At 46.9% G+C, this 18045-nt stretch carries 7 protein-coding genes and 1 pseudogene; 3 read left to right on the top strand and 5 right to left on the bottom strand.

Annotation, left to right across the window (positions count from 1 at the left end; genetic code table 11):
• Nucleotides 1-20: 20 nt before the first annotated feature.
• Both RN22_RS12175 and RN22_RS12170 read right to left on the bottom strand, forming a co-directional pair.
• The gene (locus RN22_RS12175) at nucleotides 21-995 is read right to left on the bottom strand and encodes an ABC transporter permease (protein ID WP_046304584.1); all 975 of its coding nucleotides are present in this window, start codon (nucleotides 993-995) and stop codon (nucleotides 21-23) included.
• 40 nt (nucleotides 996-1035) lie between these two features.
• Entirely contained in the window at nucleotides 1036-2670 is a 1635-nt protein-coding gene (locus RN22_RS12170; RefSeq protein ID WP_046304582.1) for an ABC transporter substrate-binding protein, read from the bottom strand.
• Nucleotides 2671-3650: 980 nt separating this feature from the next.
• Between RN22_RS12170 and RN22_RS12160 the strand changes: the two genes are divergently transcribed.
• The 3 genes and pseudogenes from RN22_RS12160 to RN22_RS25625 all read left to right on the top strand — a co-directional run.
• Entirely contained in the window at nucleotides 3651-4871 is a 1221-nt protein-coding gene (locus RN22_RS12160; protein ID WP_082111404.1) for a DUF4157 domain-containing protein, read from the top strand.
• Between the two features lie 213 nt (nucleotides 4872-5084).
• A complete protein-coding gene (locus RN22_RS12155; RefSeq protein WP_046304575.1) occupies nucleotides 5085-6047 on the top strand; it encodes a transposase in 963 nt (320 codons plus the stop codon).
• 551 nt (nucleotides 6048-6598) lie between these two features.
• Nucleotides 6599-6727 (top strand): annotated as a pseudogene (locus RN22_RS25625) (hypothetical protein); the annotation flags it as partial.
• Nucleotides 6728-6739: 12 nt separating this feature from the next.
• Here the strand turns inward: RN22_RS25625 and RN22_RS25460 are convergent.
• The 3 genes from RN22_RS25460 to RN22_RS12145 form a co-directional block, all read right to left on the bottom strand.
• Nucleotides 6740-6913, bottom strand: a complete 174-nt coding sequence (locus RN22_RS25460; protein ID WP_231590893.1) for a hypothetical protein — start codon at nucleotides 6911-6913, stop codon at nucleotides 6740-6742.
• Between the two features lie 646 nt (nucleotides 6914-7559).
• A complete protein-coding gene (locus RN22_RS12150) occupies nucleotides 7560-7955 on the bottom strand; it encodes a hypothetical protein (RefSeq protein ID WP_046304573.1) in 396 nt (131 codons plus the stop codon).
• A 10-nt stretch (nucleotides 7956-7965) separates the two neighbouring features.
• The gene (locus RN22_RS12145) at nucleotides 7966-17961 is read right to left on the bottom strand and encodes a hypothetical protein (RefSeq protein WP_231590890.1); all 9996 of its coding nucleotides are present in this window, start codon (nucleotides 17959-17961) and stop codon (nucleotides 7966-7968) included.
• Nucleotides 17962-18045: the final 84 nt, after the last annotated feature.

Here is an 18045-nt window from a genome sequence, read left to right as displayed (position 1 = left end):
CTTATCCATGTGCCCGCTCCTTAATTCGCAATGCGCGGGTCAAGCCAGACATATAACAAGTCGGCGATGAAATTCGCGGTGAGCACAGCTGTCACCAATATCAGCAAGATGGCCTGAATTAACGGATAATCCCGCGCCACAATGCCTTTCAATAGAATGTTGCCCAGCCCCTGATAGTTGAACACCACTTCGGTCATGATCGAACCAGCAAAGGAAAAACCAATCGCCATCGCCACAGCAGTCGCTACTGGTAATATCGCATTGCGACCAGCGTAGCGGTACATCACACGGGTACTACTCAAGCCCTTGGCTTCCGCCATGGTCACGTAGTCTTCACCAAGCACATTAATCATGGCGTTACGCATGTTGAATACCCATGCAGCGATACCAACAACGACCATTGAGCCGACTGGCAAGATGGCGTGTTTCAGCACGCTGCCGATAAATTCCAGATTGAACCCCGGATCCAGCGACGGGTCGTAGGTGTATGCAATCGGCAACAAATCCCATTTAATCCCAAACAGGTAAAACAGGAACAAGGCTGTAACCACATACGGGAAGTTACTGATAAACGCCAATACCGGCGGCACCACTTGACCGACAAAACCCGTGCGGCGGTAAGAGGCATAGGTGCCAATCGACACACCAATAATCAACGCCACGATCAGAGAGCCAAGCGCGAGGAACAAAGTCCAAGGCAGTGCATTACCAATCACTTCCGATACGCTGATGGGGAACATCAATACTGATGGTCCCAAATCCAGCGTGAACACACTTTTGATGTACGCCAGATATTGCTCAAAGACGTTGCCATCAAGGAAGCCGTACATTTCACGCACAGCATCCATTTGCGCTGGATCCATTTTCCCTTGCGCCGCCGCGAACAAGGCTTCAACAGGGTCACCAGGCATTAAACGTGGCAACATAAAGTTGAACGTTATCGCGATAAGAAACGCGCAAAAATAGAATATGAATCGCCGAAATAAAAATGCCATCGATTCGCTCCTCAATAGTCCATGAATTCAGCGTAATCGCTTATTTCAGGTGCAGGTTATTGAGGATGATGACGCGCTTACCGCCGTCGTACCAAACTGGCTGAACGTAAGGGTTTTCCTTTGTTGGCCAGCCATCGATTTTCTTGGTGCTGTACTGGAACCAGGTAGGGTTCGAGAACAACGGAATAAACGGCAGGTTTTCGGCAGTAAAGACCTGCAGCTTGTCCAAAATCGCTTTTTGTTCTTCCGGCGAACCGGTCTGACCGAAGCTGTCGATCAGCGCATCAATTTCTGGGTCGTTAACACCGTGTCCCGCGTGCCAGCTGTTACCTACGCGCGAAGAAGAGAAGTATTCCTGATACGCGATGATGGGGTTCGTCGCCACCATTGACCAGTTAATCGCTACGTCATAGTTACTTTGCTTGAGGTTGCTGTCGTAGACCGCCCAGTCCACCGTTTTCACGTTCGATTTGATGCCGATTTCGTCATAGAACTCGGTGACCATCTGAACCACCTGAATCCAGTCAGTCCAGCCATTAACCACCTCGATATTGAACTCCAGCTTGGAGCCGTCCGGGTTGTCACGGTAGCCGTCACCATCGACGTCTTTCACACCGGCTTCATCAAGCAGTGCTTTGGCTTTGTCTTGGTTGAATTCGGTCAGAGAAGCATATTGCGCAGAGATCTCTTTATTGATGTTCTGCGCATACAGCTCACCAATACCACCTGCGTTGAAGTTAGCCGTTGGGTAACCGTAGGCTGCAATATCAACAATCAGGTCACGATCCAGTGCCATCGAGAGCGCCTGGCGCACTTTCAGATCGTTGAAAGGCACTTTCTTTGTATTCAGGTAAAGGTGAATCGCATCGTTTGCTGGATACCAGAAATGGTTGTTGTCTGGGTCACGCTTCACGAACGTGGTTTCAATGTCTGCAATAAAGTTCGAACCCCAGTCCACTTCTCCTTTCATCAGCGCGGGTTGCACCTGAGAGTTATCGTTGTATGAACGGAAGTTCACACAATCCAGATAAGGGCGGCCTTCAAGGTAGTAATTCGGGTTACGGCAAAGTTCCATCTGCTGCGACTTGAGGAACTTCACTTCCGTCATTGGGCCTGTCCCGATTGGATTCGGGTTAGTGAAGGTGGTGGCGTTTTCCGCTTTTGACCAAACCTTCTCAGGCAGAATGTGGTATTTCTCAAGATTCCAAAGGAAGGTGGAATCTGGGTTTGCCAAAGTAAAAACTACTGTGCGGTCATCGCTGGCTTCGACAGATTGGAGATTACCACCAGACCAGATGCCTTTTGAATCAAATGCCGGGTTGTCTTTCGCCAGCACAAAGCTGAACACCACGTCTTCTGTGCTCAGTGGTGAACCGTCTGACCATTTCAGACCTTCGCGCATTTTCACTGTGATGGTTTTCAAGTCGTCTGAATAGTCAGCAGACTCTGCAAGGCGGAAATCTGTTTCGCCAGTCATGTTGTTGAACACCATCAGCGGCTCAAACATGATGCCGTGGAAAACGTCTTTTGTTGTGTAAGGGTTATAGTTTTCGACAAAACCAGTAGTAATGATCGGCACATTAAGCGTTCCGCCCTGCTTAATGTCTGCGGCCTGAACACCCGCAGTCAGTAACGCACTGCAAACGAGAGAAGCGATGATATTCTTGTTGTGCATCTTGCCGTCCTTTTGTCGTTTTATAATCCGTTTCAATCACTGGAACTGCCCTTACTGCCGTTCCAATGAAAACTTATCTAAATCTTTAATTTTTATGAGTGTAGCCAACTACTTTCCGTGCGCCTTCTTGTTTAAACCCAAAAGAAAGCGCTTTCTTTGCGATAGATATTAGAAAATCCATCGTTCCCAACAAGCCGTCGTTTACCTTTTTGTAACAATGATCACAAATCCTCACTCATGGAATTATCACGAATATCATTAATGAGACTGGTTGCATCGTTGCAGAATGATGTGTGGTGATGCTTGCAGGAATTTATACCCAAACAACCTGAAGATGCAGGATTCAGCGAGATTGACTGGCGTTGTGATCGCGGCGTTCCTTTGCAGGTGTAGTCATCTCCATCAAAAAGGAACAACAAAGAGCACAACGTCAGTCAACTCGACCGAAGGGAGGCCTCCAATGCGCCCACATCTTCGTTAAATCCCAAGGAAATAGAACGACTATTCCTCGTAAAATTTGCCTCGAATTAAACGCATTGATGCCCTTTGAATGCGAGCATCTGCAGGTCGTTTGGGTATGGGTGTAGGGGGAGAAACTCTATGCACCCGTAAAAACATTAAACCACACCAGAAAAGACAGTATCTAGAGCTTACCGCTCAGCCTAACTGATCGGTTCTGCATGAAGCCGGGAATTGAAAGGCTTCTTGATAACCAACCGTCAGGCCTTCTTTCTGAGTTCATGCTTAGGATTATCTAAAAATAGACATGTTGGGAAATCTAGCTACCTAGACTTAAACCTGAGTTCACTTCAAGGTACCTCGCATTGTTTACTTATGATAAATCTGCAGAGGGTAATTCGGAGTTGTCAAACGCCCGCTCCCAACTCTCGCATTCAAAATTATCCTCTCCTTCGCCGTTAACGATTGGAACCACCGATCATCCTCTAGAAAAAGAGGCTGATCGTATCGCAAATGAAATAATGAGCGGTGCAAGGCCAACTGCCACTTCAATATGTCGTTGCGGAGGCTCCTGCCCAAATTGTCAACAAGCCCCTTCGACATCCCGTTTGATACAACGTCGAAGTGTATCGCCTTTGAATCAAGGCAATATTAAAGCGCCGCCCTCTGTTACTGCAACTCTAGCAAGCCAAGGAAGACCTCTCGATAACCAAACAAGAGCGTTTATGGAACCAAGGTTTGGTATGCGTTTTTCTAATGTCAGAATCCATGATGGTGCAAATGCAGCAAAATCGAGCGATGACATTCATGCAAAGGCATACACCTGTGGTAACCACATTGTTTTCGCAAGAAACCAATACAAACCCAACACTGACCACGGCAGAAAGCTGCTAGCACATGAGCTGACTCATGTCATTCAGCAAAGTGGAGGCAGCAGGTTTATTCAACGCTTTCCTAACCATGCGCCACCGCCAGCTCCTTATACTCCTGGTAGGCCAGCTCATAACCACCCTGCGATTGGCGCCTGGCCGCTGGTTCGGGCCAACGCGCGAAGCATCTGCAAAGCAATAACAACCACCATCAATTTACCAGGAGGAGGATCAGTCTCGGTGTGGAACCCGCCCACCACAATTAAAGAAAAGTCGGAATGTGCTTGCGCCGTGCTGTCACCACTCGGTGTGTTAACTGCGGCCAAACTTATTCAGATGCGGAACAAACCTCTCGCCGTTGCTCATCTTGACCACTATATCTCCGGAGGTGGGGCAGACTTTGTCGAGCACACAAACCTTGATAATTTGATGAAAACGGATGCCGGTGCCCGGGGAGTCGTCGCCAATGCTATCGCTAGTGCAGACAGAGGAAATGTATTCATTCGTCAGGGTCATTATTCAGACGAAAACTTCAGATTAGCATTTGGCGGTATAGACAGGGTTGATTATCAGGTTAACCGGACCGCTTCCACCGTCGACGTATGGTTCAAAGACAGATACGACTTCCACCCCGCAGGATTTGGGTATACCAACCTCGGTACAGGAGATTACGCACCACCAGGGAGACCAACCAACTGTGTCCACGCTGCCGCAGTAGAAGCCAAAAGCTCAGGTGCGGCTGATTATTGGATGTTTGGTCATGCAACCTTACCTCTAAGTCTGATTACAGGGGGTTCTACAGGCTCTTCTGGGTCTGGTTCAACAGGAAGTTCATCGGGAGGATCCGGTTCTGACGGGGAAACGGATATTTAATCTTGTTATCAACAAAAGAGCTACTTGAGCTCCCTCATTAGAGAAAGATAGAGTTAATTTATATAGGCTGAGAACGAGGACAGTCACCTCAAGAAAAAGTGAAACCAGTCAGTTTCACTCCAATGAGTCGAGCACCATAAATCGACAAACCTGAGGCGACGACTCCCTCAACCCCATGTAGTTTTGGGAAATACCAATCTATCGGCTTCTTCTATGACGACAGCACGTTCATCACTGATTAATGTATCAGTAACACCCTACTATCACTGTGTTTCCCGTTGCGTTCGACGGTCATTTCTTTGTGGCTATGACAAACACACTGACAAGAACTTCGAACACAGACGCGAATGGATAGAAAAACGTCTGCTAATGCTCGCAAAAATATTCTGCATCGATGTTTGTGCTTACGCCATTATGAGTAATCACTATCACGTCGTTTTGCACATCAATCTCGAAGACGCAGAATCATTATCCTTGGAAAACGTTGCTGAACGTTGGCTGTCATTGCATTCAGGCCCGGTGTTGGTGAACCGCTTTATGTGCGGTGACAAGCTTTCCGAGGCCGAGCACGAGCGTTGTGAGGAGATAATCCAATGCTGGCGAGAACGATTGACCAGCATCAGTTGGTTTATGCGTTTGCTCAACCAGCACATTGCTTCTGAAGCTAACAGGGAAGACCAATGCACAGGACACTTTTGGGAGGGCCGCTTTAAAAGCCAAGCGTTGCTTGATGAAAAAGCATTGGCCGCAGCCATGGCGTATGTGGATTTAAACCCTGTTCGTGCAACCATTGCCGAAACCCCAGAGCAATCCGCCTTTACCTCCGTCAAGGCAAGGATTGAAGCGTTGAGAAAAGATCAACACACCGCCCCCTCTCTTTTTCCCTTTGCGGGCAATCCACGGGACCCCATGCCCAGTGGCATTCCCTTTCGATTAATGGATTATCTGGCACTTGTCGACTGGACAGGAAGGCAAATCAGGGACAACAAGCGTGGCCATATCGACAGCACTTTACCGCCGATTCTCTCTAGGCTCGGCATTGAACCCGATGATTGGTTTAAGGCTTGCACCCAAATCGAATCCGGCAGTCTAGTGGGCAGTGACATTGCCATTAAAGCTGCATTACCCCAACTAAACCGGAAACGAATATCAGGACTTAGACTGTCCGGCGGCTAAACCTTCTCCTTAACCCCAACCCAATCCGCTCACAGGCAATCACCTGTTTTTGTGCTGTCTTACGTTTCCAGATTCAATCAGACTTCATGCGAAATTTAGCGGCCTGAGTCGCTTGAGTGCCTTTCTGACAAATCACTCTTTAAAACAGCATATTATCAACAAGTGAATTGCTGTTTTTCTCTAATGGTGACTGTCCTTTTAGTTACTAGTAGTTCCTAGCAGCTAAACCTTATCCTTAACCCCGATGTAATCCACTCACAGGCAATCGCCTGTTTTTGTGCTGTCTTACGTTTCCAGATTTAATCAGATTTGATGCGAAATCTAGCGACCTAAGTCGCTTGAGTGCCTTTCTGACAAAGCAACTTTTGAAACAGCAGATTATCGACAAGTGAGTTGCTGTCTTTCTCTAATGGTGACTGTCCTTTTAGTTAAGTTCCAGATTCAATCAGATTTCATGCGAAATCTAGCGGCCTGACTCGCTTGGGCACCTTTCTGACAAATCAATATTTAAAACAGCAGGTTACCGAAAAATTAGTTGCTGCTTTTCTCTAATGGTGACTGTCCCTGTAGTTTCTATTGGTCGTCTTTCTCTAATTGCGACTGTCCTTTTAATGCCTCAGCTTTATGCGTCTGGCGATACGCATCGCATGGGAAGTATTACCAAGCGAGGTGACCGATACCTACGAACATTATTAGTGCATGGTGCTCGAGCCGCTTTGAGCCGCGCCAGAAACAAAACTGATGCACTGAGCGTCTGGGGCAATCAGCTGGTTCAACGCCGTGGTTACAACAAAGCGGTTGTGGCCTTCGCGCATCGTCTGGCACGGCTGATGTGGATATTGCTCCAACGGAATGAATGCTACCAACCGCAGCCACTCTTGGAGGTATACCAAGGATGAAAGCACAGAGCATCACGAGTCTACCAAGGCAATCACCCCCTTTTGCTCTGAGGCGTCATTCACCAAGATGGCTTGGCGGCGGATAATACAAGCTGTTTCACCCACTGTGGCAAGTCATGGTTGATGAACAAAGGTTTTCCCTGCCTGGCTTAAGCCTGTTCGGGACAAGGGCTTCAAGCCCGAGTGTCTGTTGAAGGCGGTCAGGTACGGAACTCATTAGAGGCCGAGGCGAGAAAATCGCCTCATTCTACTCAAAGAAACGAGCCTGGATATATGTCAGTACTGACCTTCCCTTAAGGGGAATGAAAACCAGAGCATCAACGCCGAACGCAGTGGTAAAAAGAACGTAAATACCGTCTCGTTACGTGAGACGACAAGAGCCGTTTGGCTTGACGTTCGGGGAGCGTCCATATATGTCCCTATTTTTCCTAAAACAGCAGGTTACCGAAAAATTAGTTGCTGCTTTTCTCTAATGGTGACTGTCCTTTTAGTTACTTGGGCAACTTTCTGACAAATCACTCTTTAAAACAGCGGATTATCGACAAGCGAGTTGCTGTCTTTCTCTAATGGTGACTGTCCTTTTAATTCACTACTGTCCTTTTAATTCACTCGATCAGTAGAAATTAGCCTCACATTCTGAAAGTAAATAACAACTCCCATCAATAAGTTCAACCTTGTCATCTCTTACTTGAAACAAACCTAAACCTAACTCTTTTGCACCTTGAATAACCTGTTCTTTCCAACCAGCCAAATCACCTTTATATGATATGGAGTGAAAAACCCTACCATCAGGAAGAGTCAGAGAACAGCCGCCTGTTATAGCACCGCCACTATTATGTAACGGTGGAGTAATCGCTGTAAGAAGTTTAGGAAAGAGCTTATTAAAATCTCCTTTCCCATCATCCTCTACATACCAGAATTCTCGACCATCAACTCCAATAGTTCCAGGAACTTCCCTCTCTGTTGGTAATGATGAAACTCCCAAAATATTTTTTAAATCTTTTGACATTTTAATTAACCTACTTTGTAGCTGGCGTTATTACAAACTTAAAGTTTGTAATTCCATTATCTTTTAGCAATTGAGAATAGTGTGTAGCTAGCTCTGTACTATTTGTATGATAAATAATATCATCAAATGTCGAATTGTAGTTCTTAGCCTGATTAATCATTCTCGCTCGTTCTGTAGCTGCCCATGGTAATTGACCTTTCGAAGATTCAGGATTGAATATTGAATTTGCCCAATCGTCAGTATATTTCGCTTCAATAGCAACTTGCCTTCCGTTAATTGAAGCTACGTTATCCGCATAGCCAACACCTGACTTATTATGGGGTGCGAAATATACTCTTTGAGACAAAGGAACATCACCATACAAATCTCGAATGCCGCTCTCATATGATTTCGCTAGGTCTATGGGTCGTTTGCCAGAAACAGATACTGAACCAAACTCTTCAAAATCAACTTTGTTTGAAACAACATTATCAATTTTATCCAAGCTGTAAGCAGAATGATAACTGTAATCACCATCCAAGTTAACCTTTAACTTGCCTAGCCCCTTAGCTGAGATGGCGGACATGCTAGCAAACAGAACGCCTCCCCACATATCCATTTCTTCTTGGGAAACCGTCGCTCCATCAGGATAGAGCGGGGCATCAGCACCTCCAAACGCACCATATCCAGTTTCATAACCAAAATACGAGGTAGTTGCCACATAGTTGGCCGCAAATTCCTCATCAACATCCCACACATCTATCTGCTGTTCAGCAAAATACAAAAGGGCATCAGCTTGAACTCTAGCAGGAGACGGCACTACACCTTTTGGCGCTTTAGGTGTATTAACGTTTGCGAGAAGAATCCCTCCAGGCTGCTCTTCCCTTTGCTTAAAGTCTACCGTTTTCAATAGCCTGATAGTGTTTTCATCTATTGAATTTCTAAGTTTCTCTCTTTCAAAAGCTGCACTTCTTTCAACGTCATAAGCCTCCCTCGCCCCGCTTGTCGCTGCTGTAGCCAAAGCATTACCAAACGCGTCAGTAAGCATATTCCCCGCATTTCTTCTGAAAGACTCACCACGTAAAGCGGATGCGGTTGCTGAACTCACAAAATTATCGATCGTATCACCGACAACGTTTAAGCCTTTCGTCAGCTGCGCGGAACCCACACTGACTACAGAGCCTACAGCAGAGGCCGCGAGATTGGTCCAGCTGAATGAGACGTCCTCACCCAGCAATTTTGAACCCAAATAGTTCCCACCGTAGCTAGTTGCACTGCTGACGGCAGCATTACCCGCTTGACGCCATGCCAGATTCGCTGCGTCAGGGTTAGCATTAAACACACCGTACTCACCCAGCGCTCCGCCGATACCGGAGGCTGCCGCAGCTGTTAAACCACCCAGCGCAACTTGCTCCCAAGAGAAGTCATCAACGACCCCTAATCCCTTACCCACTAATTGAGACGCCGCTGAACCAACAGCGCCACCAATGGCTGCGGCTCCAGCCAGACCCAAAGCACCTAAAGATGTCGTCACGCCTGCTGTAGTCACTACCGCACCACCTGCCGCAACACCACCAAGTGCCCCGACGCCCGCCGCGCCGACACCGCCGGCCGTTAAGCTACCACCTGCAAACAATGTTGCCGCCGCCCCTGCCGTATAAATGGTCACCACCACTGCCACCACCACCATCACGATCATCGCAATCGGGTTACAGCTCTTCTTCGGTGGTGGCAAAGCAATCGGGTCTGGGTTCACATTACCCAGTACTTCACTTTCGTTGTAAGGCTTAAAGCTCTCTGCGCCATTAAAGGTCTGGGTGTGCTGGTTCGGAATGACCAGCAGTTTGCCTTCAGTCAGTGGCTCAGTCGGTGAAATGCCATTGGCATCCGCAATCAGATACCAGTAGCGGCTGTCGCCATACACCAGCTGCGCGATACGCTGTAGGGTGTCATTGGCACCCACGGTATAGGTACCAGGCTGTTGGCCCGCGCTGCTGCCGCTGTCATCAAGCAGGTCGGCATCCACTTTGCCTTTGGTAATGACCGCCAGCGGGTTGCCCGACGTCGTGAGGTTCGCGAGCAACGTGTTTTTATCCACATCCAGCTGCAGGGCGATTTGCCCGTTGAAGTCCGTGAGGTGTTTACGCTCGCTTTCGTCCCGGGTACTGGTGATGCCGGTGAGCTGGCCGGTATTGTTGTAATGATGAGTGGTCGTGCCGGCTTTGAACCCGCTGCCGTTGCCGCTACGGGTACTCTCGGCCGTGATTGTCGCTTTTTGTAAGTCTTTCGGGCTGTATGCGTAAGTTAGGGTATCAACGCCTTTGTCTCCCAGATGAAAGACTGTCGTCTGTTGATAGATTTGACCGGTATAGTGGTAATCAAAACGCTGACTTACCGAGGATTTTCCGTCTTCACTAATCCCTTGCCACACCATTTGCCCATCTAGATAACCTAAATCTGTTTCAGTCGTTTTAGAGCCAATTCGGCTATGTAAAACTCCATCCAGATAATCATATAGATAACTCGTTTCAGTCTGAGATAAAGCCTGTCCCATCCTACTGTTGCGTATTGTCACCAAACGAGTTTTGTCTTTTCCAAATCTCGACTTCTCATACGTTTCAATGCGGTTGAGGTGACCATGCTGGTCATAACCAAAAATATCTTCAATCCTATTAATCGTGGATACATCATTGTTACTTTGAGTCGCCCATCGAATCTCCGACAGTTTTTGACCTCTGTCGTTGTATTTGATTATTCTGTCACCATCCTGCCTACCAACAATGGCTTCCAAATCATTTTCACTAGTGTGTGAGCCCACCATGCGGTGGTCTTTGTCGTAGTGATACCATCGGGTGCTACTCTGCTCGCCCGTGGTGGTGATTTTTCTGCGGTTCCCCACCGCATCGTAGCGGTAGGTGACAGTCGACGCATTGAGTGACTGGCCGAAGGCACTGACCGCCTCATTGCGGATGCGCTCAATCCGCCCCAGGTTGTCCCATTCGGTATGGGTCACCAGGGCCGTTGCGCCGTCACTTAGCGCCCGTCGCGTCTCTTTGCCGTCGGCGTTGTACTGGTAAGACTCCGTTTTCGTCCCGGCTGTCTGAGATTTGAGTAAGCCATTTTCCCAGTAGTCATAGTCGATGTTGATGGCGCCAGTCTTTTTATCCAACTCGTTATCCAGCTGGCCATATTTATCGTAGTGATGCGTCACTTCACTGCCGTCGTACAGGGTCTCAGTGGTGAGCTTGCCGAACGCATCATAGGCTGAGGTTTTACGGGCCTGCTCTGCACCGCCATCAAGCCAGATTTCGGCTTCTTTGTTACCGAAACTGTCGTAGGTGTAGCGTTTGTGTTGGCCTGCGCCCTTGGTTTCCCGCACCCGACCTGCGGCGTCAAACTGGGTGTAAATTTCATAACCCGCCCCACCAAACCACTGTTCGTGGTAACGCTGGCCAGCCTGGTCGTAGGCATACTGGGCGTAGACCTCGAGATAGCCCTGGGTGTTGTCAATTTTTGAGCGGGTCAGCAACTGGCCATTGTTGTTGTAGCGGTAAACTTCCCCCTGACCGTCAGCAATGCGCCCGACCATCTCTCCGTGGATGTTGTGGTAATAACGGGTGATGCCGCCCTCACCGTTTTTATCCCAAAGTTTCTGGCCCGTCAGGTCATACTTGCTCCATTGCCAGTGGCCGTTGGCATCCTGCACGGCGATGCGGTTACCGTGACGGTCATAGAACATCCGGGTTTGAGGGCGGGCGTCGTCATCCGTCTGACCGTTGGCATCGACAATGGTTTTGTCTTCCAACGGCGAGGTCTGCAATATCACCTGATTGGCATGGTTATAGACAAAGTCATAGGTGTTGCCATTCATGGTTTGCTTGAGTACATTGCCCCAGCGGTCGAAGGTCTGGGTGGTAACGGACTGCTTGCCATCAAACCACGGCCCTTTCTCGCCCGTCAGGTTACCCTTGAGGTCATATGCCCGGGTGGTGGTACGGGTGCCGCCCAGGGTTTCGACGGTGACCTTGTCCAGCCAGTTGTATTGGTAATTGGTGATGACATTGTGCTGACTGCCATACAGGGTTTTGGTGTGAACACGGCCCAGCCCGTCATAGGCATAGGCTTCCTGCACCACGCCGTTGTGCGTTTTGGCTTCCACTTCGCCAAAGGCGTTGTAGCGCGCTTCCTCCCTGATGTTGTCACCACCGTTCACCACCACTGTGGTCCCGGTCTGGCGACCGGTCGCGTCGTAGTTGTATTCGGTGCGCTGCTGGAATTGGTACCCAGGTGCACTGACATGGCGCCATTCTGCCTGGGTGCGGTTCATGGCATCCATCTCAACATGGGTGACGTTACCTTCTGCATCCACGCGGCGGGTCAGCTTGCCGTCTGCATCGTAGTACTGATAGGTGGTACGGCCATCACTTTCCGTCGCCATCAGGTTGCCCTGTGCGTCATAGGTGTAATCAGTGCGTTGGTGTTTACTCAAGCGTGATGGCTCTTCGTTGTCAACACTGAGTGCAATGCCCGAGACTACGTAGTCTTTGCGCTTGCTCCAGCTCGCGACCAAACGCCCCAAGGCATCGTACTCTTGCAAAGTGCGGTTTTCCGCTACCAGATGGCTTGCCGGGTCAGACGGGGCGGCTTCCTGCACGGTCATAAACTGGCGGCCGGCATGGTCGTGGTAGGTGGTGGTGATAAGGTCGCCGCGCACCTGCTCGACGGTAGTGCCGCCATGTTGAGCGTACTCTACATCGACCTGGGTCACCTGTTGGCGGTTGCCCCTAGCGTCATAGGCAAAGTCAGTGCGGCGCTCTCGGGCGGCGCCCTGTTGGGTCTCTGCCCACGCCTTTACCGATGTCCAATCCCACACCAGCGGGTTACCGCTGCTGTCCACATAACGTGCCTTGATTTCACGCTGGGACGACAGCTCACCGTAGCCGTTGTAGGCATACACGGTGACATACCCTTCTGCATCCCGACTCGCCATCAGCTGGCCCGCCGCGTTATACAGGTGCTGTTGGTTGGTGACGGTCAGGCTCTCACCCTGTTCGTCAACATAGGTGGTAAAGGTTGACGTCTTGTCACCAAAGGCATTGTGGTGCACCCCGTTGGTACGGGTCTGGCTGTCGACCGAGCTCGACGTGGTGGTGGTTTCAAGCTCACCGCGGGTACTGTAGCGGTAATCCAGCGCGCGGAAATCCCCACCTTCTCCTTCTGAGATGAAAGCATCCAGCGCTGCTAATGTCAGCGGCTCGCCCTCTGGGCGGCTTGCGGTATACGCATTGGCATAACGCAGCTGCGTGGTTTTCTGGTTTAGCCCGTCGTAGCGGTGCTTGGTGACAAAACCCAGTTCATCGACTTCATAGCGCAAGCGCCCTTCATCGTCATACACCCGGTCACGGCGATGCCCGAGGGCATTGATATTAACCGCCGCAAGGTTCTGGTTGTTGTAGATAACCGAGCCGCCACCCAAGCCAACAGCGCGGGTCTGGTTGCCCTGCACGTCGTACTCAAATTCCTTCGTCGACGCCTGATTGGTGTTGGCCGCAGTGGTGGTGGTCCTGACATTGCCCAGGCTGTCGTAAGTGTGTTCGGTGGCCAGACGGCCGATGTATTGCTGAACCCCCGTATCAGTGTGCTCACCGAAGCTGACCAAGGCAGACAGCTCGGTTTTGAGCTGGCCACGGTCATCGTATTCATAAGAGGTATCGTGGCTGGCGATGTCGGCGTTGGCTTTCCTAAGTACCGTGAACTCCGCCAAATTGATCAAATTTTGGGCTTCTAAGAGAGCCTTTTTCGATTCTACTTCCGAAGCTTCAGCCTGACGAATATACATTTCTGCTTGACGGTGAAGTTCAACGGCAATACTTAGGCTGGTATATGCTGAGTTTAAGGAGTTTGTCGCAAGCAATAAGGATGATTGGGCTTCGTTGTAGTTAAAGGCGGCAACATTCAATTCTTTCCTTGCAGCCAATAGAAGCTTTTCAGCGTTTGCTTTATCCAACTCCGCTTCAAGCAGCAGTCCACGAGTTATTGACAATGCTAGCTCAGCATCATAGCGTTCTGAACGAGCAGTTATAAGATGGGACTCTGACTCCGCTATATCCTTTTCAACTGCGTTTAGCGCCTTATGTGCCTCCGAAATAGCTACGTTAGCAGACTCAATAGCTAAGTAAGCTTTCTCCTTTTCCGTTTCAGCATAATTAATTTTATCGTAAGCATTATCATACGCTTTATGCTGTGAAAGAAGCTCTTCAATTTCAGCCACATCTTCAACAGCAGAAACATATGATTCGTATTGACCTTCTCGAGTTTTAATTTTTTCCAAGGCATTTAAAGCGAAGCCAATCACCTGGTTTTTAGCAACCTCGAAGTAATATCTTATTCCCCCACTCACATCAAGAAACTCTTTATAATCTTCATCTTCATATTTGTATGGAAGATAAAGACTTTCAGCGCGCTTTTGCACTTTTTCGAGTAACGACTTATGTTTCTTTATTCTAGATCTGACGACATCAACGTCGGTCACACCATCCGAACTTTCAATAGAATCTAGAGTTTTAGCTATATTGTTCTCATCATAAGTCATATATGGAGGTATATTATTCCCTCCATTGAAATACAAATAGCTAACCAGCTCTTTTCTGAAGTCATAAGAAAATTGTTCTAAATCAAGATGTAATGTTACGGTCTCAGTATACTGATTAAACACTCCCCAACGATAGGAATAACTAATGTATGCAATCCTTTGGTCAAATTTTGGCTCCATAAACATTGCTTGATTGACAGAAGAAATAATTCCATTTCTAACAAAAGAAGTATCTACAACTCCCTCTCCCAAGCCATAGCTATTTAGCATTAACTTAGCTTTTTCACGACGTTCTTTAGCCTTCAAAAGCTTACTCTCGAGGTCTGCTATTTCCTCTATTACTCCTTCCTGGTCTAAGGAGGTCTGAGATAATATTTTTTCATTAACGGAAATTAAATTTTGATAACCATTAATTTCATTTGTTTGTGTAAATATTATATCCCTAGACTTAGCTTGATCACTTAGGTAGTTTTCTTTATTAATCTTTAATGTTTTACCCCTCTCCTCTAAAGATAAAAGGTTCTCTGTTTTTACCGAAAGGTATTCTGAATTCTCATTAGTTAGTAACTTATTACTTTCAACGATTAAAGATTTTTCTAAGAGAATATTCTTTGCTTTGTTATATTCATCTCTCTTAATAACTAACTCTTCTATCTGATCGGATATAACTTGTGATAGATTAGCTATCTCACCTTTGATTTCATCCACTTTACCTCTATTTTCTAGAATGCTCCTCTCTGCTTCAACCTTATGATAATTTGCATCATCTAGATTATTTATTGAAACATTGACTAAGATGTCACGAGCAGTAGACTCTTCTTCTAACCGCGACATGATTTCTGCTTGCTCGCTAATCAATGTATTTTGTTTTTCCGTTAAAGTAAAAAGTAAAGAGACCGCATCATTATTCAGAGGGTCTAATTCCAACAATCCTTCTTGAAGTGATATTTTTTCGGTGACTAACTGTAGTTCTGAAGATACACGGCGAAATTCATTTTCGAGGTCTTGAGCCAACGATTGCTCATTACCTTCATTTTCTAGTATCTCCCTAATACCATCTCGCAGTCTCATGCTTTCATTTAAGGCGGTCGCACTACGTTCTATTTCTTGAAAACGTTCGGTGAATTGATTGATGGTTAATATCGCCTCATCAATATATTCAATCTGACGTTTTCCTCTGGCAACTGATACCTCAAGTGCTGATTCATAAGCCTCGAGAGCAGTGTAAGCAGGCTGTTCCTCATTATTATTACTGCTAAACTTCTCATTCCATAAGACTTCTGCATCTTCAATAGATAACAATCTAGATGGAACTTTTTCGAGTGATCTCTTCAGGTTCTCCAAAAATGAAACATGTTCTGTCATGGCTTTGTATTCATTATAAAATGAAAGAATAACATCCTCTGTACCAGGCTCGTAATCTCTCGTAGATTGCCTGTATGAGTCAATTAACACTTTGAACACTCGCGGGTTAGATTCTTGCCAGTAATCTAGTGCAAATTCAAAGTTTTCATCCCAATCCCATGTGGAAAACCCTTTAATTTCATCTAAAGAAATTAAATCGTTTAATGTTGAGAAATAAAGATCAGAGAAGTCCCCTTCCCCATCAAAAATTATAGAAAGAGGCTCATCACTTAATTGGTACCTCCAAAATTGATAGTTTTTTGGGTAAAAAGCTGAGAAGATTGTTGAATGGTCAGCTCTTGTTTCTGATTCAAAATATTGGAATAGTACTTCTAGAGAATTAGTAACAGAGTTTTGATTTGTAGTGTTTATGCTTTCAATCTTTTCCATTGCTGCGAGTGGAGTTAGCTTTGTGATATATAAATACTCACTTGCTTCAAGCAAGGTTCTCGCTGCCTCTTGTTCTATATAAGCACTTTCAATCTCCTCTAAATTACTAACAAGCGCATCTAACTTAGATGCACTCTCGTAGACTTTATTTAAGAAGCTCGAAGCACTGTAGTTTGCTTGGTGAAGAGTTTCTTGATATGCATCATACGCACTATATTCTGCATTACCTTCCGGATTCTTGGAATTCCAAAGGCTTGAGGCCTGCTCAAATGTCAATATGTTATCTGGTGCACTTAGCAAAGTACTTTCTATCTTATTAAGCGTGGTTAGGTACTGCTTCAATAAAGCCTTTGCTTTATCTAAAGCCTCCCTGTTTTCACCAAGATTATGAAGATTAAAAAGTTGTTCACTTAGCTCTTCTTGTTGAGTCTTTAAGGTAACTCTGTCAATTTCCGGGCCTAACTTTGAGTATATATACTCTTCAAAGAACTCCGAATAACCATAGACAAATTCATTTGACTCAAATAAAGTCCTTAGCCCCCCATATGCACTCTCATCATATACATATACAAATGGGTAGAAACTATCGGTTGCATTGATGAAATCACTAACAATCTCGTTATTGTTAACATTAATGTTATTGTAAAATGAACCCCAAAGACCAGTCAGTTTTACGGAGAGTTTTTCAACATCATTCTTAGCTTTATTGACAGCAAGTTCAAGCTCACCCGAAGACTTCACATTTTCCGCTTCAGAGTGTATCCCAAGAGGTCCTACTGTTACATCAACCGGCTGCCCAAGGTCAATAAAACTATAATCATAAAGTTGAAGTTCCATATGCGACCTTCTTAACTCAACATCTTTCAAAGAGTTCAGAAATTGCGCATGTGTAGCCCGCTTCTGATTTAATTCAATTCGAGAAGTGATATCATTTTTTATAGTGTTTTCAAGTTTTGTTAGTAGTTCTAGTACTAATAGTTGAATAGCAGGTTTTTCATTAAGTGATGCATAACGGGACCAATCAAATTTTTCAATCTCTTGTATTACAGATGCTTTTTCATCGCGTAATGTGTTTAATCCATCCTGAAGCAGCTGTTTTTCAGTATCGTCATTTGACATCTGAATTTGTTCTTCAATGTCTTCAATTTGTACTTTAAGCTCGGCTTGTTTCGCTATCAGATTTGCATGCTTGTTTGCAAACGTTGTGAGCTCATTATTCGTCTCTTTCGCCATCAACTCAGTCACAGAACGAGCATTCTCGATTAGCTCAAGTGCAGCATTCGCCTTTTCCTCAGATTCAGTTGAGAGTGCAATTATCCCTGCCTGTGACGCAAAGTCGTCGGCCATGTCTGGCAAGAGTTCAGTGATGCCGCTCTCTCCCACCAACGCCTGTACGGCGGCTTCAGTCACAGCCTTCTGCGCCACGGCTTCGTCGTAAGCCGCACTCGCCGTGTCAGCCGCTGACTGCGCTGTGGCGAGTTCCTCAGCATACTGCACCCGCAGTTCATCTTCCTTGGTCTCTATTTCCTGCCTCAGTGTCAGGATGTCCTGTTTGAGGTTTTCCTGATAAGCCGCCTCTTCCCGTACTTCCAGGTACAGGTTGTCGATGCGGGTCGCCGCATCATTGATGTCGACACCCAACGCATGATTGGCCGCATCGGTGCTGGCAATGTCCTGCTCCAGCGTTTCAAGCTCCGCATTGAGCGCATCAATGCGCGCCTGCTG

Source organism: Grimontia sp. AD028 (assembly GCF_000973155.1).
In the GTDB taxonomy this organism is placed as follows: Bacteria; Pseudomonadota; Gammaproteobacteria; order Enterobacterales; family Vibrionaceae; genus Enterovibrio; species Enterovibrio indicus.
This window is presented reverse-complemented; position numbering and strand designations above follow the sequence as displayed.